Source organism: Arthrobacter sp. Bz4, from assembly GCF_003075455.1.
Classification (GTDB): Bacteria; Actinomycetota; Actinomycetes; order Actinomycetales; family Micrococcaceae; genus Arthrobacter_D.
In genome coordinates this window covers 49881-68420 of sequence record NZ_QDAE01000010.1, presented here as the reverse complement: position 1 = coordinate 68420, position 18540 = coordinate 49881, and the positions used below count along the sequence as shown (strand labels likewise).

Below are 18540 nucleotides of genomic sequence, written 5' to 3'. Positions count from 1 at the left end.
TCCCCTAGACTGAAACGATGACTTCCACCGTAACCAGTTATGAGTTCACCGAGTCCGACGGACCCATGGATATCAGGGCGTCAACGGTCCTCCCGGCGCGGCGCACCGAGATCGAACTGCGCACCACCGACGGACTACGCCTGGTGGGCGAATTCGCTGAGCCAGCGGACAGGCCGGCCCGTGCCACTTTGGTGATGATGCATCCGCTGCCGACTGCAGGTGGGTTCATGGACTCCCACGTTTTCCGCAAGGCCTCCTTCAGGCTTCCGGCACTCGCGGACATTGCGGTGCTGCGGTTCAACACCCGTGGCACGTGCTCGCCGCGGGGCTGCAGCGAAGGCGAGTTCGATGGTGGGGTTGCCGAGCGCGCCGACATTGAGGCCGCCGTCGCCTGGGCGGCGGAGCATAGCCCAGGCAACATCTGGCTGGTGGGCTGGTCCTTCGGCACCGAGCTGTGCCTGAAGTACGGTGCCCTTGATCCGATCGCCCCGCTGATCCAGGGGGCGGTGCTGTTGTCGCCCCCACTGCATCGTGCTGGGGAAGAAGATCTTGAGGCATGGGCCGCGTCCGGCCTGCCGCTCAAGGTGCTGGTCCCCGAGCACGACGATTACCTGCAGCCAGCGGCAGCGACCGAGCGGTTCGCCCGGATCCCCCAGGCCGAGGTAATCGGCGTCGACGGCGCCAAGCACCTGTGGGTGGGGGAGAAGTACGCCGCCCGGGTCCTGGATGAAATCACCGACACCGTGCTGCCCGGGGCATCGCAGTCACTGCCCACTACCTGGACCGGAGCCGCAGCCACAGCGTCCTGACACAGCGTCCTGACACAGCGTCCTGACTGTCCTGGCTTACTGACTGTCCTGGCGGGCGATAAAGACCTCCTTGAGCAGCAGCATCACCGCTGCGGCTGTCGGAATGGCAATCAGCGCGCCCAGCACACCCAGGAGGCTTCCGCCGGCAATAACGGCGATGACTGCAACCGAACCGGGTACCGCCACGGCGCGCTGCATGATCCGCGGCGAGATGAAGTATGCCTCGACCTGCAGGTAGGCGAGGTACAGCACCGCGAAGAGCAGCGCCGTCTGCCAGCCGGCAGTCATCGCGACCGCCGTCACGATCACTGCCGCAATCAGGGCGCCCACCAGGGGGATGAAGGCCAGCAGCGCGACGACGAAGGCCAGGAGGACCGAAAAGGGCACCTGCGCGATCGTCATGAAAACGAAGGCGAAGGTCGCGTTGAGGATGGCCACACAGGCCTGCCCAATCACGTAGTTGCCGACGCTGCTGGTGATCTCCTCCGCCAGCGACTCCACCCGGGGGCGGCGTGAGCGCGGCGCCAACCGGTACGCCCACTTCTTCATTGCGGGCAGCGAGGACAGGAAATAGAGGGTCAGGACCAGGACAATGAGGGTACCGAACAGGCTGTTGATAATGACGGTGCCAACGCCCAGCACACCGCCGAAGATGCCGCCTACCGCATCCGAGTCGTTGAAGAAGTTGTTGACTTCCTCGGTGACACGTTCCCGGACCTGGAACTGTTCATCGACAGTCTGGAAGAACTCGGAGTTGAGGAAATCATCAACGAAACCGGGCGCCCGATCCACAAACTGGCTGGTCTGGTTCACGATGGTGGGAATCAGGGTGGCAAAGAAGGCCGCGATGATGCCGGCAAGCAGCAACAGCGCCACCGCAATCCCTGCCGGGCGGGGAACCTTCTTCTTTTCCAGCCACCGGACAATGGGGTCGAGCCCCAGTGCAATGAACATTGCCGCGCCAATCCACAGCAGCAGTTGGCCCACGTTGGTGATCATGAAGTAGGCGAGCAGAGCCAGCCCCACGCCCACCGTCCCCATGAAACCGAAGTGAATCGGGTGATGACGCATGGACTGGGGCTGGGCGTTTCCGAACTTCAGCCGGTCGTCACCGAGTGAGACGTCGTCGTCGGTAGGCACCGGCGCGGGGATCCGCTCGGGCGGGAACTCGAACCGAAGCCGCGGCTGGGCGCCAGGAATAGGCCGGCGGAGCCCGCGAAAAATTGCCCTGATCATGCTGCGGTGGGATGGGCTGGCAGCGGAAGCCGCTGGTGCACCGCCCTGCCCGTCAACTGAGGCGGCGGGACGGGGGAGCGGCTCGCCCGCCGGAACATCCTGATGATCACTCACGGTTCATTCTGCTTTCCCAGTAGTGCATGCGGCGGGCAATAAGGTTCAAAACCGCTAAAGCAAGGTTAGCGAAACACTAACAGCCTACTGTCGGCTTACCGTGTCGGGCCGGGGACCCGACGTCGTGCGTCAGGTCTGCGCGCACGCCCGAGAGTGACCACCCCCATAAAAATCCCGCCGCGCGGCCGAAGTTCGTTACGATGGGACGTTAGATCAAGGTATTGCACAAGACATCGCGTCGTCGGACCTCCGTCGGCGCCTGACGCGCGGCCGTGCTGCGCACGAGCAACGATAGGTATCTGAGTGCGTTTGAAGATTGCAGTCCCCGCTTTGGTGATCGGTGCGCTGCTGATGCTCCTGGGCATCGGCCAGCTCACGTTCTGGTCCCCGCCGGAAACCGTGACGGCCTCCGTGCCCGCGGGGTCCGAAGCCGGCCCGGTCACCGTGATCGATGCCGGGGCGAAGGCTCCAGACGCAGACGACGTCGACATTACGGTGCGCAGCGAAGGTACCTTCACGCTCGCCGTCGGACGTGCCGGGGATGTCGACGCCTGGGTGGGCGACGCCGCGCACCTGCGGGTGACCGCCATTGCCGAGGAGGGCCTGGAAACCACGTTCACCGAGGGTGAAGAGACGGTCCCGAACCCCAGTGGCTCCGACCTCTGGACCAGCGAGGAAACCGCCGATGGCAGTGTGACCTACCGCTGGCTCGATCCAGCCGAGGGCGATTGGTCAATCCTGCTGGCAGCCGACGGCGAGAACCCGGCACCCACCGACATCTCGGTCACCTGGCCCAACGAGGCGACCACCGGCTGGGCGGTGCCCCTGATTGTGATCGGTGCGCTTGCCATCGTGCTGGGGATTGCCCTCTTCTTTGTCACACCAAAGCGCAACCGGCCCGCTGCCGAGGGCTCGCGAGCCCACCAGCGCCGGATGGAAACCCGGAAGAAGCCGAAGCGGGCAGGCGGAGCATCCTTCGGGGCGGCCGTCGTCGTTGCAGGGCTGACCGTCTCTGGCGCCGGGCTGGCTCACGCCAGCACCTCCGATCCAAGTTCAGTCCCGAGCCCGGATCCAAGTTCGGACCCGAGCTCTACCGCGTCAGCGACTTCCGAAGCGGCCGACGAACCGGCCCCACCCGTACTGCTGGAAAGCCAGCTGGAACGAATTCTGGCCTCAGTGGCGACTGTCGTTGCGGAAGGTGACGCGGCATCCGATGCGGAGCTGCTTGAGCCGCGGGTCGCCGAGGCGGCCCTGGCGCTCCGGACCGCCAACTATGACGTCCGGTCCCAGGCCAGTGACGTCCCGGAGCCCACTCCGGTGGCTGCCGAGCCCGTCCTGACCACAATGGTTTCATCGGAGACCAGCTGGCCCCGCACCGTCGTCGCCCTGACCCAGTCCGACGAGAACCCGGTGCCGCACGCACTGGTCCTGGTCCAGGCCGACCCCCGGTCGAACTACCAGCTCAGCGCCGCAATCCAGATGCTGCCCGGCACCACCTTCCCGGCCTCCGACGGTGCCGCAGGGGTAGCCGAGGTACCGGTCGACATCGCAGGCGAGCTTGCGTTAGCCCCCCAGGACGCGATGGACGCGATCGCCGACTTCCTGTCGGAGCCCGACGGCGACAACGCCGAAACCTTCGAGGCGAATTCCTTTGCGGACGCCATCACCTCGTTCCAGGCCGACGTCGTCGCCGATCCGGGTAACGACTCTGCCGACATTACCTTCGTGCATGAGTCCGAGCAGGACTTCACGCACGCCCTGTCCACCAGCGACGGGGGCGCGATGGTCTTCGGCTACCTGAACCACACCTATTCCAGCGTCCCGCGCGGCGCCGGTGATTCGATCGACCTCGACGGCACCGTCTACGAGTCGCTGACCGGCGAGACCTCAACCGACGAGGGCATCGACGTGCGGTATGGCGAAGCGGTAATGATGTATGTACCGCCTGCCGGCAGCGATGAGCGCATCCGGGTCATCGGTGCCGCCCAGCAGTTGCTCTCCGCCGAACTTCGGTAACTTCCACCAGAGACCACCCTTGAAAGGCGGAACCATGAGTATTCCAACCAACCGCGGGCCCCTCCCGCCGTCGTCAATGAACCTGCACGGAGCCGTGGATCTGTCGGCTTTGAAGGCACGGGCCGACGCCGCACGGACCGCCCAGCAGGGCGGGACCCCCGCCCCCGCAGCACCCCCGGCGGATTCGGCACCCGGAGCCGCCAGCGCAGGAGCAGGCAGCCCCTACGTCGTTGAGGTCACCGAGCAGAGCTTCCCTCAGCTGGTTCAGCTGTCATCGCAGGTTCCGGTAATCGTGGACCTGAGGGCTTCCTGGAGCGAAGAATCGTCCCGCGTCACAGCGGTGCTGGAAGCGGTGACGGTCGAACATGACGGTCGGCTGCTGCTGGCCAAGGTCGACGTCGAGACGCAACCCCAGATAGCCCAGGCCTTCCAGGCACAGACGGTGCCCACCGTGGTGGCGGTCCTGAAGGGTCAGCCGGTGCCGCTGTTCGAGGGCGCGCTGCCCGAAGCCCAGATCCGGTCCTTCATTGACGAATTGCTGAAAGTGGCGGGCTCGAACGGCGTCTCAGGGTCGCTGCGGGAAGGTGCCGACGGCGAGGAGGCCGCTCCCGAAGAGCCGCCGCTGCCGCCCCTGCATCAGGCCGCCTTCGATGCCATCGAGGCCGGTGACTACCCCGCTGCCGCCGCCGCCTACCGGCAGGCCCTGGCAGAGCAACCAGCAGACGCCGAGGCGAAAGCTGGGCTGGCCCAGGTGGAACTGATGCAGCGGCTCAAGGATGTCGACGCCGAGACGATCCGGCAGCGCGGAGCCGACGAGCCCGACTCGGTGGAGAGCCAGCTCGCCGTCGCGGACCTGGACATTTCGGGAGGCCACGTCGAGGACGCGTTCGCCAGGATCGTCTCGTTCATTGGACGGACCGCGGGGGAACCCCGTGAAGTTGCCCGGGTGCGATTGATTGACCTGTTCGACGTCGTCGGGATCAGCGACCCGCGCGTCACCAAGGCGCGGGGAGCATTGGCACGCGCCCTGTTCTAGATTTTCATCCGCCGGACGGAGTCTGTGGGCGGTAATTCGTCCCTTTGGATGACGATGGGTCTCTCTTGACGTTGCTAGCGTGGAGGGATGAGCACACCATCTATGCCTTTGTCCCCGGGCCCAGCCGGCGGTCCCGCTTTTCCGGAGAGCCCGGCGCTGGTGATCCGGGGACTCGCCAAACGTTTTGGCGAAAAGATCGCCGTGAACGGCGTCGACCTGGATGTCCCCACCGGTTCGTTTTACGGACTGGTGGGCCCGAACGGCGCTGGCAAGACCACGACGCTGTCGATGGCCACGGGTTTGTTGCGCCCGGACCACGGCCAGGTATGGGTGCATGGCGTGGACGTGTGGGCTCGGCCGCTCGAGGCGAAGAAGCTGATGGGGATTCTCCCCGACGGGGTGCGGTTGTTCGACCGGTTGACCGGGGAACAGTTGGTGACCTACGCGGGCCTGCTGCGCGGTATGGACCGCGACACGGTGGCGGAGCGGGTCGCGGACCTGCTCCGTGCGCTCGACCTGACTGACGACGCCGGCACCCTGGTGGTCGATTACTCGGCCGGTATGACCAAAAAGATCGCCCTGGCCTCGGCGCTGATCCACGCGCCGTCCCTGCTGGTCCTCGATGAGCCGTTCGAATCGGTGGACCCGGTATCGGCGGCCAACATCCGCGACATCCTGAACAGCTATGTCAGCTCCGGCGGTTCAGTGATCGTCTCCAGCCACGTCATGGACCTGGTCCAGCGGATGTGCGACCACGCGGCGGTGATCGCTGCCGGCACAGTCCTGGCCGCCGGCACCGTCGATGAGGTGCGCGGGGACTCCAGCCTCGAGGACCGGTTCGTGGAACTGGTGGGCGGACGCAACACCGCGGAGGGACTCACATGGTTGCGCACCTCCTAAGGCTCAAACTCACCCTCCTGCGGAACTCCCTCAAACGCAGCACCTGGGCACTGATCGGCGTGATCCTGGGCGGCCTGTACGGTTTGGGAATGCTGGGCCTGCTGATCCTGGCGCTGTTTGCCTTTGGTACCGCTGAAGCGGAGATTATTCGCAACGTAGTGGTGATTGCCGGGTCAGCAGTCGTCCTCGGCTGGATTGTGGTGCCGATGGTCTCTTCGGGCATCGATATGACCCTCGACCCGGCGCGGTTCGTTACCTTCGCCGTGCCGATGCCGCAACTGATCGCCGGGCTCGCGCTGGGCGCGGTCATCGGCATCCCGGGGATCATCACCTTACTTGCCGCGCTCGGTCAGGTTGGTATCTGGCGGCTCTACCCTGCCGCAGCAGTGGTGGCGGTGGTGTGCGCTATTCTGGCCACCCTGTTGTGTGTCGTGGCCTCACGGTTGGCGGCCACGGCGGTCATGTCGCTGACCTCGTCGCGCACGTTCAAGGATGTCAGCTCCATGGTGGTGCTGGTGCCGATCATCCTGCTGGGGCCCATCATCGCCGGGATAGCGGCCGGGTTTGAACAGTCGGTCGGATTTGCCGGCGAGCTGGCGGCCATCCTGGGGTGGACGCCGCTGGGTGTCTTCTGGGCGGTTCCGGCGGACGTGGCCGACGGCGCCTACCTCACCGCCGCGCTGCGGTTCGCCTTCGGCGTCGCTACCCTCGCCCTGCTGGCCTGGCTCTGGCAGCTCAGCCTGGCCCGGGCGTTGGTGACGCCTGCCCACAACGCGGTGACCCGAAAAGCGGCAGGCAACCTGGGCTTCTTCAGCCGGTTTCCGGCGACTCCCACCGGGGCAGTTGCCGCCCGCGCCTTGACCTACTGGGCGCGGGATCCCCGTTACCTCGGGTCCATCGTGATTGTCCCGCTGGTCCCGCTTCTCATGCTGTTTTTCGCCTACCAGTCCGGGGACTTTACGATGCTGAATTTCGTGGGCCCGATCATCGCGTTCCTCCTCGCCTGGTCCATTTCGGCCGACATTTCCTATGACAACACGGCGTTCTGGCTGCACCTTTCCACCGGGGTGAGCGGGTGGGCAGACCGGGCGGGCCGCGCCTTGGCGGTAGCTGTGATCGCTGCCCCCGCGGTGCTGGTCTTCACCGTGGGTCCGCTGTGGATTTCCGGCAGCCTTGAGCAGTTGCCGGTGATGCTGGGCCTGTCGGTGGGTGTCCTGCTGACCGGGATCGGGTTCTCCAGCGTGGTCTCCGCCCGGTACACCTACAACGTGCCGCTCCCGGGCGAGAGCCCGCTGAAAACACCGCCGGGAACCGGATTCTCCATGTTCGCAGTCCAGATTATTGGCTGGCTGGTCCTCACCGCGCTGGTGCTGCCGGAACTCGGACTCGCCATCGCCTACTTTGTCACCGGCAACAGCGTCTTCGGTTGGCTTACGCTGGTAGTTGGTGGCGTCCTGGGTGCCGCGCTGCTGATGGGCGGCGTGAAGCTGGGCGGACAGTGGTACGACCGGAGGGCCCCCGAACTGCTGCAGGCAGTGGCCGTCAACAAATAGCTCAGACGATAGGACAGCTGATGGAAGTAGTAATCCTCCCTGATCAAGCGGCCATTGCAGCTGTGGCAGCCGACGCGATCGAGGACCTGGTCCGACGCAAGCCGAACGCGGTGCTGGGCCTCGCCACTGGTTCCTCCCCGCTCGGGGTGTATGACGAGCTCGCACGCCGGCACCACACTGGTTCGTTGAGCTTCGCCGATGTCCACGGCTTCGCCCTGGACGAATATGTGGGGCTACCTGTTGGCCACCCGGAGTCCTACCGGGAGGTGATTCGGCGGGAGTTCACGAACCGGATCGACATTCACCCGGACAACGTCCATGGCCCCGACGGTGCCGCAGAAGACATTCCCGCCGCGTGCGCCGCCTTTGAGCAGGCTATCCGGGAGGCCGGGGGAGTCGATCTTCAACTACTCGGGGTAGGTACGGACGGGCATATCGGCTTCAACGAACCGGGCAGTTCCCTGGCATCACGGACGCGGATCAAGAGCCTGATCGATCAGACCCGCAAGGACAACGCCCGCTTCTTCGACAGCATTGACGAGGTGCCGCACCACGTGGTGACCCAGGGGTTGGGCACCATCATGGACGCGCGCCACGTGGTGCTGATCGCCACCGGGGCGCAGAAAGCCCGGGCGGTCCACGACTTCGTGGAGGGGCCGGTAGCCGCGATCTGCGCGGCATCCGTTCTGCAAATGCATCCCCACACCACCGTTCTCATCGATGAGGCCGCCGCTTCTGGGTTGAAACTAGCCGATTACTATCGCCATACTTACGCGAACAAGCCTGCCTGGCAGGGAATCTAGCCGACCCCGCGACAGGCTGGACGACCTGAGCAACGATAGGATGGAGACCATGAGTACGCCTGCAGATCCCTATGACAATGACCCCCGCAGCGACCCGCGGAGCGACCCCCAACGCTCAGGGTCCACCGCGACGCTGGAACGCGAAGAGCTCCGCGAGGAACTGGAACCCGGCGACCGCGAACGCCTCGCGCACTACGTGCGCAAGGAAAAGATCATGGAGTCCGCGCTGTCCGGGGACCCGGTGATCGCGCTGTGCGGCAAGGTCTGGACACCGGGCCGTGACCCCCAGAAGTTTCCGGTCTGCCCCGAGTGCAAAGACATTTACAACGGAATGCGTCCGGGCAAGGACGACAAGGACAAATAGGTGCCGGCGCAGTCGAGCTAGGTGTCGGCGCGGCACCGCCGCTTCGTCGCGGGCTGACCAAGTCGTAGGTTGACTAAGGATTCATGACAGATCGCCCCGCCCCGAACACGGCAGAGCCCGCTACCGGGCAGCCAGCCAGCCTGCGCCCCCTGACCATCGGGATCATTTCCATCATCACCTGCGCCGCTTTCGAGGCGATGGCGGTCACCACTGCCATGCCTGCGGTGGTCGAGGAACTCGGTGGGGTGTCCGGCTACGGGCTGGCCTTTTCGATGTATCTGACAGCGTCGTTGCTGGGCACCGTCATTGCCGGTACCTGGTGCGACAGGGTAGGTCCCCGCCCCGCGCTCGCCGTCGGCCTGACGCTGATGATCGCTGGTCTGCTGGTCTCAGGTGCCGCGGGCGAATTCTGGCTGGTTACTGCGGGCCGGGCAGTGTCGGGGCTGGGGGCGGTTTCATGGTGGTGGCCGTCTACGTCATCATCGGAGGAGCCTACCCCCAGCATCGCCAGCCAGTGATCTTTGGGTGGTTATCCGCGGCCTGGGTGCTGCCGTCCCTGATCGGACCCGCCGTGGCTGGCTACCTGGCGGAGGAGTTCACCTGGCGCTGGGTGTTCCTGGGGGTCGTGCCGATTGTCCTGGCAGCGTTTGTCATGGTCTGGCCGAAAACCGCGTCACTGACAACCCCCGAGCCAGGTGCCGGTAACCGCGGTGACGGACGACGGCGGTCCCTGACCGGGATGGCCCTTGCCGGCGGCGTGCTGGCCGCCCAATTCGCCATCAACCGGCTCGCAGCGCAGGGCCTGGGGGACAGCGCCGGGTCAATCGTGCTCCTGCTCCTCGCCGCCGGGGGCGTCGCCGTCGCAGCGCTGACCTTCCCCCGCCTGCTGCCGAAGGGGACAGTGCGGCTCGCCCGAGGGTTGCCGAGCATCATCGCCACCCGCGGCCTGGTCACCGCCGCGTTCTTCGGCGCCGAGGCGTTCCTTCCCCTGATGCTGGTGACATCGCGTGGCATGAATGAGGCGACCGCCGGCCTCACCCTGAGCGCCGGCGCCCTGGGGTGGAGTGCGGGGGCCTTTGTGCAGGCTCGTGTCACCTTCCGCCGACAGTGGCTGCTGGTCCTTGGGGCGTCGATCCTGTCGACCAGCGTCGGCGGACTGGCACTGGTCTCGGTTCCGACGGTGCCTTTCTGGGTCCTGGTGGTGGTGTGGACCCTTGCCGGTTTTGCCATGGGAATGACCCTGTCGAGCACCTCGGTGCTGGTCCTGAAGCTCTCACCGGCACAGGAGCGGGGGAAAAACTCCTCCTCGCTGCAACTCAGCGACCAGATGGGTGGGGTGGTCGGAAGCACCATCGCGGGAGGGCTTTTCGCACTGTTACGTGACCCGTCGAACCCGGGACAGGTGGGCGTGTTTGTTGCGATCTGGCTGGCTCTGTGCCTCTTCGCGGTTGCCGGTATAGTTGCCGGTTCGAGGGCGGTGCTGGGATCCTCCGATGAGCCGGCTAGTCCCCACCCAGACACAGACAGGCATGGAAAGGTCTCTTCTTAAGCGTGAGTAATAACATGCTCTTCGGCGTTGCCCCTGCCACAGGTGCATCGCTGCCACCGGCCTACCCGGAACGCGCGGCGTGGGGTACGGCGCCGAAACTCCGGCAGTGGCAGGAGCAGGCGCTCGCCAAGTACTTTGCCACCGGCCCGCAGGATTTCCTCGCCGTGGCCACCCCGGGTGCGGGTAAAACCACTTTTGCGTTGCGGGTTGCCACCGAGCTCGTGGAACGCGGCACCATCAACCGGATCACTATCGTCGCGCCGACCGACCACCTGAAGCGGCAGTGGGCTGACGCCGCGGCGCGGATTGGCCTGGCGATCGATCCCAACTTCCGGAACGCTGACGGCCGTCACGGTCAGGGTTTTATCGGCGTGGCAGTGACCTACGCCCAGGTGGCCAGCAAGCCGATGCTGCACCGTGCCAAGACCGAAGCCGCCAGGACCCTCGTCATCCTGGATGAGATTCATCACGGTGGCGATGCCCTGTCCTGGGGTGACGGTATTCGTGAAGCCTTCGAACCGGCGACCAGGCGGCTGGCGCTCACCGGGACGCCGTTCCGTTCGGACACGGCGGCCATCCCTTTCGTCGAGTACGCGGCCGACGCCGACGGTATTCGACGCTCCAAGTCCGATTACACCTACGGCTACGGCGAGGCCCTGCGGGACCACGTGGTGCGGCCTGTCATTTTCATGGCCTACTCGGGCCAGATGCGGTGGCGCACCAGCGCCGGCGAGGAGATGGCGGCTTCGCTCGGCGAAGCGTCAGTCACCAAGGACATCACCGCTCATGCCTGGCGGACGGCGCTGAACCCCACCGGCGAGTGGATCCCGGCGGTCCTCGCCGCGGCCGACAAGCGGCTCTCCGAGGTGCGGCGGACGGTATCCGACGCCGGCGGCATGGTGATCGCCACCGACCACGACGACGCCCGGGCCTATGCTGGCCTGCTCAAGAAGATCACCGGCGAATCACCGGTAGTGATTCTCTCGGATGATGCGAAGGCGTCGGAGAAGATCGAGGAGTACTCGGCTGGCGAGCAGCGCTGGATGGTAGCGGTCCGGATGGTCTCCGAAGGCGTTGACGTACCGAGGCTCGCCGTCGGGGTCTACGCAACCTCGACAGCGACGCCGCTGTTCTTCGCCCAGGCGGTGGGACGCTTTGTGCGTGCCCGACGCCGGGGTGAGACCGCTTCGGTCTTCCTGCCATCGGTGCCGAACCTGATGATCCTCGCCAACCAGCTGGAACTTGAGCGTGACCATGCCCTGGACCGTCCGGCGACTGACGAGGACGGGTTCGCCCCCGAGGAAGCGTTGATGGAGGAGGCGAACCGTGCCGAGAAAGCCTCCGACGAACTGACCAAGCAGAAGTTTGAGGCGCTTGAATCCCAGGCGTCCTTTGACCGGGTTCTTTTCGACGGCGGTGAGTTCGGTACCGGCGGCGAAATGGGCAGCGAGGATGAACAGGATTTCCTCGGCATTCCGGGGCTGCTCGACGCTGACCAGGTGGGAGTTCTGCTGCGCCAACGGCAGCAGGAACAACAGACCCGGCGGGGACGCAAGGGCGTCGCGGTGGCGCCAGCCCCCGAGCCGCTGGTCGTTGATCACCGGCTACTCACAGAACTACGGGGTGAGCTCGCCAAGAACGTATCAGCCTGGTCGGCACGCTCCGGCATGCCCCACGGTGTGGTGCACACCGAGCTGAGGAAGGCCTGCGGCGGTCCGGCCGTGGCACAGGCCAACGAGGATCAGCTCCAGCGGCGGCTGAAGAAGTTGCAGGACTGGTTCATCGGCCGGAAATAGCCGCCCGGTGCACTACCGCGAAGCGTGAGGGACCTGGGCGCGCGGCAGCGAAGGCCAGGTCCTACTCGACCAGTTCGACGCCGGCTTCTTCGAGTTCCTCGAGGGTGGTCTCGACGCCGTCGGGGTGGACCCCGCGGGTGTAGCGGACCAGGACCGAGGTGGTGTAGCCGGCCGCTACAGCGTCCAGGGCGGTTGCCTTGACGCAGAAGTCGGTGGCGAGGCCAACCACTGCCACCTCATCGACCTCCCGCTCACGGAGCCAGTCATCGAGTGTCACCGGGTCTTCTGTTGACCCCTCAGCCAGGGCGCCGAGCTTCTGCTCGCCGGTGGGAACCTCGTCTTCGGGGGCGAGGACGCCTTCAAAGCCCGAGTACGCCGCCTCGAACTGGCCTTTCCGGAAGACTGCTCCGACATTCTCGGTATCCAGGTCCGGGTGGAACCTTGATCCCTTGCTGTCGGCGACGCAGTGGACCGGCCAGGAGTGGAGGAAGTCGGGGGTCTGTGAAAAGTGGGCTCCCGGGTCGATGTGCCAGTCCTGGGTGGCGACAATGTGATCGAACTCCCCGCCCTGCTCGTCGATGAAGTCGCTGAGCAGGGAGGCGAGGTCGGCGCCGCCGTCGACGGCTAGCGACCCACCTTCACAGAAATCGTTCTGGACGTCGACAATGATCAGGGCGCGGGTCATGGTTCCTCCTCATATTCGGTGGGGATGGCGGGTTCTCCGCGCTGCAGTCGCATGACCGAGCCCGGCAGTTCGGTCATGGACGACCGGTGGTGTTCGACGGCGCGGCGCACCGCATCGGGCCCGGTCCAGCCGGGCAGGATGTCGCCGTCGCTGACAAATTGCTGCAGCAGCGGCCGGTCGTTTCCGTCGTCGTGGGGCGAGCGGCCAATTCCCACCACCTCGGTTGTGGCGATGCCCGCGTCGTTGAGGCGGCGGAGTGCGTATTTGCGCCCGCCGCGCGAGGCCTTGTTCAGTGCTGACTTCGCTACTGAAACGAATTCGCCGTCGTCACCGGTCCGGCTCACCAGTTTGTAGACCAGGCCCGCGGTCGGGGCGCCCGAACCGGTGACCAGTGAGGTGCCGACGCCGTAGGAATCCACGGGCGCGGAGGCGAGGGAGCCAATCGCAAACTCGTCGAGATCCGAGGTGACCACAATCCGGGTGTTGTGGTTGCCCAGGTCATCGAGCAGCTGACGGACCCAGCGGGCCTGGGCCACGAGGTCGCCCGAATCCAGCCGCACCGCACCCAGCTCCGGTCCAGCCACCTCGACGGCGGTCCGGACGCCGCGTTCGACGTCGTACGTGTCCACCAGCAGCGATGTTCCGGCGCCCAGCGTGGCGACCTGGGCGGCGAAGGCATCCCGCTCCGTGTCGTGCAGCAGGGTGAAGGAGTGGGCTGCGGTGCCGACGGTCTTCACGCCGTACCTCCGACCGGCCTCGAGGTTGGAGGTGCTGGCGAAACCCCCAATGATGGCGGCCCGCGCAGCGGCCACCGCAGCCTCCTCCTGGGTCCGGCGCGACCCCATCTCGATGCAGGGACGGCTGCCGGCCGCCCCGGTCATCCGTGACGCGGCCGAGGCAATCGCGCAGTCGTGGTTGAGGATGGAGAGCACCAGGGTTTCCAGGATGCAGGCCTCGGCGAAGGTTCCCTCAACGATCAGGATGGGGGAGTGCGGGAAGTACGCCTCGCCCTCGGCATAACCCCAGACGTTCCCGCCGAAGCGGAAATCGGCCAGCCAGTCAAGAGTGAGGGTGTCCACCACTCCGGCCGCTGACAGGTAATCCAGCTGTTCAGTGCCGAAGCGAAAGTTTTCGAGGCTCTCCAGCAGGCGTCCCGTTCCGGCCACCACCCCATAGCGTCGTCCCTCCGGGAGGCGCCGTGCGAAAGCTTCGAAAACCGATTTCCGGTGCGCAGCCCCGGAATGCAGGGCGGCCTGAAGCATGGTCAGCTCGTAGTGGTCCGTATACAGGGCGGTGCTGGCCCGGGTGCTGACGACCGGGGCGGAGTTGGTGGGGCTCACAGTCACGACTCTAACCCGTTTGGGCGCCGACACAACCGGAATCCTGTCACCCGACCTGCGTTCTACAATGGTGCTATGACTGTTGGCACCGCTCCGGACACCGAACGGCTCGAGGAAACGGACACCGACCAGCTGACCGCTAGTGATATCCCGTGGGTAGTGATCGTCTGGAATGATCCGGTCAATCTCATGAGTTATGTCAGCTACGTGTTCCAGACCTATTTCGGGTACAGCGAAGCCAAGGCGAACAAGCTCATGATGGAAGTCCACGAGGCGGGTAAGTCGGTGGTCGCCGGTGGCAGCCGGGAAGAGGCCGAGCGGGACACGCTGGCCATGCATTCCTACGGACTCTGGGCGACGTTCCAGAAGTCCGACGCCCCCTGAGGCGAGCTACCCAGTAACTGTGCGTTAAGGAGAATTCTTGGCCAAGGCATTCAAGGCAACCCGTCGTGGGATCATCGGCACCCTGGATTCGGGGGAGCGGCAGCTGCTGCGCAAGCTGTTCGAGGACATCATCGAACTGCTGGAGCCCGCCGAGCCAGCCAATGCCGATCCCCTCGCCGCCATGGTCGGCGTGGATAGCACCGCGGTCACCCCCTCAGACAGCGCCGTGAGAAGGTTGCTGCCGGATGCGGTCCGGAACGACGACGGCGAGGCGCTGGAATTCCGCCGGCTGACCGAACGGTCCCTCCGCGAGGACAAGATCGGCACCCTGCGCGGCAGTGCCCTGCTGCTGGAGTCCAGCCCGCTGACCCTCACCGCCGAGCAGGCCCGGCTGATGGCCCGGGCGCTCAACGACGTCCGGCTGGTCCTCGCGGACCGGCTGAAGATCGAAACCGACGAGGACGCGGCCCGCCTTCACAACATTGACGACGTCGCCGACGCCGACGACGTCGAGACCTACCTGGCGCTGGTGTACAACTTTGCGAGCTGGCTTCAGGAGTCACTGGTCCAGGCCCTGTTTGGGCTGAAAGACAAGTGAACCAGGCCTGCCGCGCAGCTGTGGTCGAAGGCTGTGACTAATTCCACTGGCGTCGGGTTCGTCTAATCCCGGTGACAGGTCTTATGGTCGGTAGGTTATGACCTCCGTCCCGGGCGATTTTTCAGCAGTGAAGCGAACCGAGGCCCCGATCGGCATTTTCGATTCGGGCGTCGGTGGGCTGACAGTTGCGCGCGCCGTGATTGACCAGCTCCCGCGCGAGTCGATTCTCTACGTCGGCGACACCGCTCACGGCCCCTACGGCCCGTTGCCCATTGCCAAGGTTCGCGCCCACGCGCTGGGGGTAATGGATGAGCTGGTGGATTCAGGTGTCAAACTCCTGGTTATTGCCTGCAACTCCGCGTCAGCGGCCGTGCTCCGTGACGCCCGCGAACGCTACACCGCCCGCTACGGCATCCCGGTGATCGAGGTGATCCAGCCAGCGGTCCGGCGGGCAGTCGCTGCAACCCGGAGCGGGCGGATCGGGGTGATCGGCACCTCAGCCACGGTGGGCTCCCGCGCCTACGAGGACACCTTCGCCGCCGCTCCGCACCTGTCCATCACCTCAGCCGCCTGTCCCGAGTTCGTCGAATTTGTCGAGGCTGGGATCACCTCGGGTCCTGAACTCCTCTCGACCGCCCAGCGGTACCTGCAGCCGCTGAAGGAGGCGGGAGTGGACACGCTGGTCTTGGGGTGCACCCATTACCCCCTGCTGACCGGGGCGATCTCCTATGTGATGGGGGATGCGGTCACACTCGTCTCAAGCGCCGAGGAAACCGCGAAGGATGTCTATCGTGCGCTGATCTCCCACGACCTGGAGCGGGTGGGGGAGGCTCAGCCCAGGCACCACTTCGTCGCCACCGGCGACGCCCAGCGGTTCGGTGAGCTGGCCCGCCGGTTCCTGGGACCCGAGGTCCTCAGCGTAGAACACGTCGACCATGTGGCCGCCCAGTATCCCACCGGAAGTATGGCCAGGATCACCCCGGAAATGATCGCCACTGCGCGCGCCGATGCGAGGGGGAACTCCTAGCCATGAAGCTGACCATCGTGGGCTGTAGCGGGTCGTTTCCTGGCCCCCAATCGCCGGCGTCGTGCTACCTGGTGACCGCGACGGTGCCCGACGGCGACAGCACCCGGACCTGGCGGATCCTCCTCGATCTCGGCAACGGCGCCCTGGGCGCGCTGCAGCGTTACATGGACCTGCGCGATATTGATGCAGTGTTCCTCAGCCATCTGCACCCCGACCACTGCATGGATCTCTGCGGTCTGCACGTTGCGGTGCACTGGGATCCCAACGGCTGGCACCGGCCGCGGATCCCGGTGTGGGGCCCCGCGGGTACCGCCGACCGGATGGCGACCGCCTACGGGCTGGACCTCGACCCCGGCATGCATGAGGACTTCGACTTCCAGATCTGGAATCCCGCGCCGCCGTCACCCTGGGGCCCTTCACCGTCACGCCGTACCCGGTGCTGCACCCGGTCGAGGAGGCGTATGCCCTGCGCGTCGAGGTCGCGGGAGACAATCCCGGCGACCCGCCCCGGGTGTTGACCTACTCCGGCGATACGGATGCCTGCGACGGCCTGATCGAGGCCGCCGCCGGGTCCAATGTTTTCCTGTGCGAGGCGGCGTTCCACGAGGGCCGCGACGACGCGATTGAGGGCGTCCACCTTACCGGCCGGCGGGCCGGGCAGGTGGCGGCAGCGGCGTCGTCGGACCGGTTGCTGCTCACCCACATCCCGGTGTGGAATGACGCCAACAGGACCATCGAGGAGGCCAGGACCAGCTACCGTGGGGATCTCGCCGTCGCGGTTGCTGGCGTTTCCTACGAGATCTGACGCCAAAAAAGTACCGCCCCCGCACACGAGTGGTTGCCCAACAGCGCACTTGCGGCTCGGCCACTTTTCCGCCGGCCCGTAGACTTAAGCCCATGACTCCAGCAGACACTTCCTCTCCCATCGCTGCCATCCTCCGGGCGGACGGCCGCACCCCGGACCAGCTCCGACCCATCAGCATCACCCGCGGCTGGTCCAACCAGGCCGAAGGGTCGGCACTCATAGAGTTCGGCAACACCCGTGTCCTCTGCACCGCATCACTGACCCAGGGCGTACCCCGCTGGCTCAAGGGCGAGGGCAAGGGCTGGGTCACGGCTGAGTACGCCATGCTTCCCCGCGCCACCAATACCCGATCGGACCGCGAATCGGTCAAGGGCAAAATTGGGGGCCGCACCCACGAGATTTCCCGTCTGATCGGGCGGTCTTTGCGCTCCATCATTGACACGAAGGCGCTGGGGGAGACCACCATTGTGCTGGACTGTGACGTACTCCAGGCCGACGGCGGCACCCGCACCGCAGCGATCACGGGCGCCTACGTGGCGTTGGCCGAAGCAATCCGCTACGCCAAGGAAAACAAGCTCATCGCCGCGTCGGCGCAGCCCCTCATCGACACGGTCGCCGCGGTCAGCGTCGGAATCATCGACGGCGTGCCCATGCTTGACCTGCCCTACGTCGAGGACGTCCGCGCGGAAACGGACATGAACGTGGTGGTCACTGGCAGCGGCAAGTTCGTGGAGGTCCAGGGCACCGCCGAGGGTGCACCGTTTGATCGTGACGAGCTCGACGCACTCCTTGACCTGGCCCTGCTCGGCACTTCCCAGCTGACCCAGATCCAGCTCGACATCCTTGGTGAGGGTGCCGGTGTCTGAGAACACCGGGAACGGTCGACCGGCTGTGGCAGCAACCAGGCTGGTGCTCGCCACCCGTAACGCGGGCAAGCTCCGGGAACTGCGTGAACTGCTGCGGGGCCAGGTTCCTGGTCTTGACGTTGATACGCAGGTTATTGACGCTGCGACAGCCGGCGCGCCCGACGTCGTCGAAAGCGGCACCACCTTCGAAGCCAATTCCCTCCTCAAGGCGCGGGCGGTGGCGGCGGCAACCGGGCTGGTGGCAGTTGCCGACGACTCGGGTCTCGCCGTCGACGTGCTCGGCGGTGCGCCGGGGATCTTTTCGGCACGGTGGGCAGGACGCCACGGTGATGATGAAGCCAACCTGCAGCTCCTCCTGGCACAGCTCGCCGACATACCGGGGGCACAGCGCGGCGCATCATTCGTCTGCGCCGCCACGGTAGCCCTCCCGGATGGGACCGCCCAGGTGGCTCTGGGCGAGCTCAGGGGATCCCTCCTCAACGAGCCCCGCGGAGCCGGTGGATTTGGGTACGACCCCATTCTGCAGCCGGCAGGCCGTGAGGAGAGTTGTGCCGAGCTGTCGTCGGAGGAGAAGAATTCGATCAGCCACCGCGCGAAAGCCTTCAAGGCTTTGCTGCCCCACCTGATCGAAGCGTTGCGCTGAATCCCGCCTCCGCTCC

The 18540-nt window shown here is 65.8% G+C and carries 18 protein-coding genes and 1 pseudogene; 16 read left to right on the top strand and 3 right to left on the bottom strand.

Going from position 1 to position 18540, the window contains the following annotated elements; all coding sequences use genetic code 11:
* Positions 1-17: 17 nt before the first annotated feature.
* Complete coding sequence (locus tag DDA93_RS09610) at positions 18-809, top strand: hypothetical protein (protein WP_019481189.1); 792 nt, start codon at positions 18-20, stop codon at positions 807-809.
* 36 nt (positions 810-845) lie between these two features.
* Here DDA93_RS09610 and DDA93_RS09605 read toward each other — a convergent pair whose 3' ends face one another.
* The gene (locus DDA93_RS09605; RefSeq protein ID WP_035747471.1) at positions 846-2045 is read right to left on the bottom strand and encodes an AI-2E family transporter; all 1200 of its coding nucleotides are present in this window, start codon (positions 2043-2045) and stop codon (positions 846-848) included.
* A gap of 417 nt (positions 2046-2462) precedes the next feature.
* Here DDA93_RS09605 and DDA93_RS09600 point away from each other — a divergent pair, with 417 nt between their 5' ends.
* The 9 genes from DDA93_RS09600 (at position 2463) to DDA93_RS09560 (ending at position 12176) form a co-directional block, all read left to right on the top strand.
* On the top strand, positions 2463-4175 hold the full coding sequence (locus DDA93_RS09600) for a hypothetical protein (RefSeq protein WP_116778645.1): 1713 nt from the start codon (positions 2463-2465) through the stop codon (positions 4173-4175).
* A gap of 34 nt (positions 4176-4209) precedes the next feature.
* A complete protein-coding gene (locus DDA93_RS09595; protein WP_019481192.1) occupies positions 4210-5211 on the top strand; it encodes a tetratricopeptide repeat protein in 1002 nt (333 codons plus the stop codon).
* Between the two features lie 102 nt (positions 5212-5313).
* Positions 5314-6111 (top strand): ABC transporter ATP-binding protein, encoded by a 798-nt coding sequence (locus DDA93_RS09590; protein ID WP_116778644.1) that lies wholly within the window; start codon positions 5314-5316, stop codon positions 6109-6111.
* On the top strand, positions 6093-7664 hold the full coding sequence (locus DDA93_RS09585; protein ID WP_116778643.1) for a transporter: 1572 nt from the start codon (positions 6093-6095) through the stop codon (positions 7662-7664). Before DDA93_RS09590 ends, DDA93_RS09585 begins: the two co-directional genes overlap by 19 nt.
* 20 nt (positions 7665-7684) lie before the next feature.
* Positions 7685-8467 carry a glucosamine-6-phosphate deaminase gene (nagB, locus tag DDA93_RS09580; RefSeq protein WP_116778642.1) on the top strand — a complete coding sequence of 261 codons (783 nt, stop codon included), beginning with the start codon at positions 7685-7687 and terminating at the stop codon, positions 8465-8467.
* Between the two features lie 40 nt (positions 8468-8507).
* Entirely contained in the window at positions 8508-8831 is a 324-nt protein-coding gene (locus tag DDA93_RS09575) for a DUF3039 domain-containing protein (protein ID WP_024476295.1), read from the top strand.
* Positions 8832-8914: 83 nt separating this feature from the next.
* Complete coding sequence (locus tag DDA93_RS09570; RefSeq protein WP_116778641.1) at positions 8915-9349, top strand: MFS transporter; 435 nt, start codon at positions 8915-8917, stop codon at positions 9347-9349.
* On the top strand, positions 9289-10380 hold the full coding sequence (locus tag DDA93_RS09565) for an MFS transporter (protein ID WP_116778640.1): 1092 nt from the start codon (positions 9289-9291) through the stop codon (positions 10378-10380). The genes DDA93_RS09570 and DDA93_RS09565 overlap by 61 nt, the downstream gene beginning before the upstream one ends.
* Positions 10381-10394: 14 nt before the next feature.
* Positions 10395-12176 (top strand): DEAD/DEAH box helicase, encoded by a 1782-nt coding sequence (locus tag DDA93_RS09560; protein WP_116778639.1) that lies wholly within the window; start codon positions 10395-10397, stop codon positions 12174-12176.
* Between the two features lie 61 nt (positions 12177-12237).
* Here the strand turns inward: DDA93_RS09560 and DDA93_RS09555 are convergent, their stop codons facing one another.
* Positions 12238-12861: an isochorismatase family protein gene (locus tag DDA93_RS09555; protein ID WP_116778638.1), complete on the bottom strand. Its 624-nt coding sequence runs from the start codon at positions 12859-12861 to the stop codon at positions 12238-12240.
* Complete coding sequence (locus DDA93_RS09550; RefSeq protein WP_116778637.1) at positions 12858-14207, bottom strand: nicotinate phosphoribosyltransferase; 1350 nt, start codon at positions 14205-14207, stop codon at positions 12858-12860. Before DDA93_RS09550 ends, DDA93_RS09555 begins: the two co-directional genes overlap by 4 nt.
* Before the next feature lie 69 nt (positions 14208-14276).
* Here DDA93_RS09550 and clpS point away from each other — a divergent pair, with 69 nt between their 5' ends.
* The 6 genes and pseudogenes from clpS to rdgB all read left to right on the top strand — a co-directional run bounded on the left by clpS (position 14277) and on the right by rdgB (position 18524).
* Positions 14277-14585 (top strand): ATP-dependent Clp protease adapter ClpS, encoded by a 309-nt coding sequence (gene clpS / locus DDA93_RS09545; protein ID WP_019481201.1) that lies wholly within the window; start codon positions 14277-14279, stop codon positions 14583-14585.
* 37 nt (positions 14586-14622) lie between these two features.
* Positions 14623-15183, top strand: a complete 561-nt coding sequence (locus tag DDA93_RS09540) for a DUF2017 domain-containing protein (protein WP_116778636.1) — start codon at positions 14623-14625, stop codon at positions 15181-15183.
* Between the two features lie 127 nt (positions 15184-15310).
* Positions 15311-16210, top strand: a complete 900-nt coding sequence (gene murI / locus DDA93_RS09535; RefSeq protein ID WP_243400577.1) for a glutamate racemase — start codon at positions 15311-15313, stop codon at positions 16208-16210.
* Between the two features lie 2 nt (positions 16211-16212).
* Positions 16213-17015 (top strand): annotated as a pseudogene (locus DDA93_RS09530) (MBL fold metallo-hydrolase).
* Positions 17016-17107: 92 nt separating this feature from the next.
* Positions 17108-17881 carry a ribonuclease PH gene (rph, locus tag DDA93_RS09525; protein WP_019481205.1) on the top strand — a complete coding sequence of 258 codons (774 nt, stop codon included), beginning with the start codon at positions 17108-17110 and terminating at the stop codon, positions 17879-17881.
* Positions 17874-18524: an RdgB/HAM1 family non-canonical purine NTP pyrophosphatase gene (gene rdgB, locus DDA93_RS09520; protein ID WP_116778654.1), complete on the top strand. Its 651-nt coding sequence runs from the start codon at positions 17874-17876 to the stop codon at positions 18522-18524. Before rph ends, rdgB begins: the two co-directional genes overlap by 8 nt.
* Positions 18525-18540: the final 16 nt, after the last annotated feature.

What these genes read in the sequence shown, in the direction of transcription:
- DDA93_RS09610 (WP_019481189.1), top strand. Translation starts at nt 18, where the DNA reads ATGACTTCCACCGTAACCAGTTATGAGTTCACCGAGTCCGACGGACCC.
- DDA93_RS09605 (WP_035747471.1), bottom strand. Translation starts at nt 2,045, where the DNA reads ATGATCAGGGCAATTTTTCGCGGGCTCCGCCGGCCTATTCCTGGCGCC.
- DDA93_RS09595 (WP_019481192.1), top strand. Translation starts at nt 4,210, where the DNA reads ATGAGTATTCCAACCAACCGCGGGCCCCTCCCGCCGTCGTCAATGAAC.
- DDA93_RS09590 (WP_116778644.1), top strand. Translation starts at nt 5,314, where the DNA reads ATGCCTTTGTCCCCGGGCCCAGCCGGCGGTCCCGCTTTTCCGGAGAGC.
- DDA93_RS09585 (WP_116778643.1), top strand. Translation starts at nt 6,093, where the DNA reads ATGGTTGCGCACCTCCTAAGGCTCAAACTCACCCTCCTGCGGAACTCC.
- nagB (WP_116778642.1), top strand. Translation starts at nt 7,685, where the DNA reads ATGGAAGTAGTAATCCTCCCTGATCAAGCGGCCATTGCAGCTGTGGCA.
- DDA93_RS09575 (WP_024476295.1), top strand. Translation starts at nt 8,508, where the DNA reads ATGGAGACCATGAGTACGCCTGCAGATCCCTATGACAATGACCCCCGC.
- DDA93_RS09570 (WP_116778641.1), top strand. Translation starts at nt 8,915, where the DNA reads ATGACAGATCGCCCCGCCCCGAACACGGCAGAGCCCGCTACCGGGCAG.
- DDA93_RS09565 (WP_116778640.1), top strand. Translation starts at nt 9,289, where the DNA reads ATGGTGGTGGCCGTCTACGTCATCATCGGAGGAGCCTACCCCCAGCAT.
- DDA93_RS09560 (WP_116778639.1), top strand. Translation starts at nt 10,395, where the DNA reads ATGCTCTTCGGCGTTGCCCCTGCCACAGGTGCATCGCTGCCACCGGCC.
- DDA93_RS09555 (WP_116778638.1), bottom strand. Translation starts at nt 12,861, where the DNA reads ATGACCCGCGCCCTGATCATTGTCGACGTCCAGAACGATTTCTGTGAA.
- clpS (WP_019481201.1), top strand. Translation starts at nt 14,277, where the DNA reads ATGACTGTTGGCACCGCTCCGGACACCGAACGGCTCGAGGAAACGGAC.
- rph (WP_019481205.1), top strand. Translation starts at nt 17,108, where the DNA reads ATGACTCCAGCAGACACTTCCTCTCCCATCGCTGCCATCCTCCGGGCG.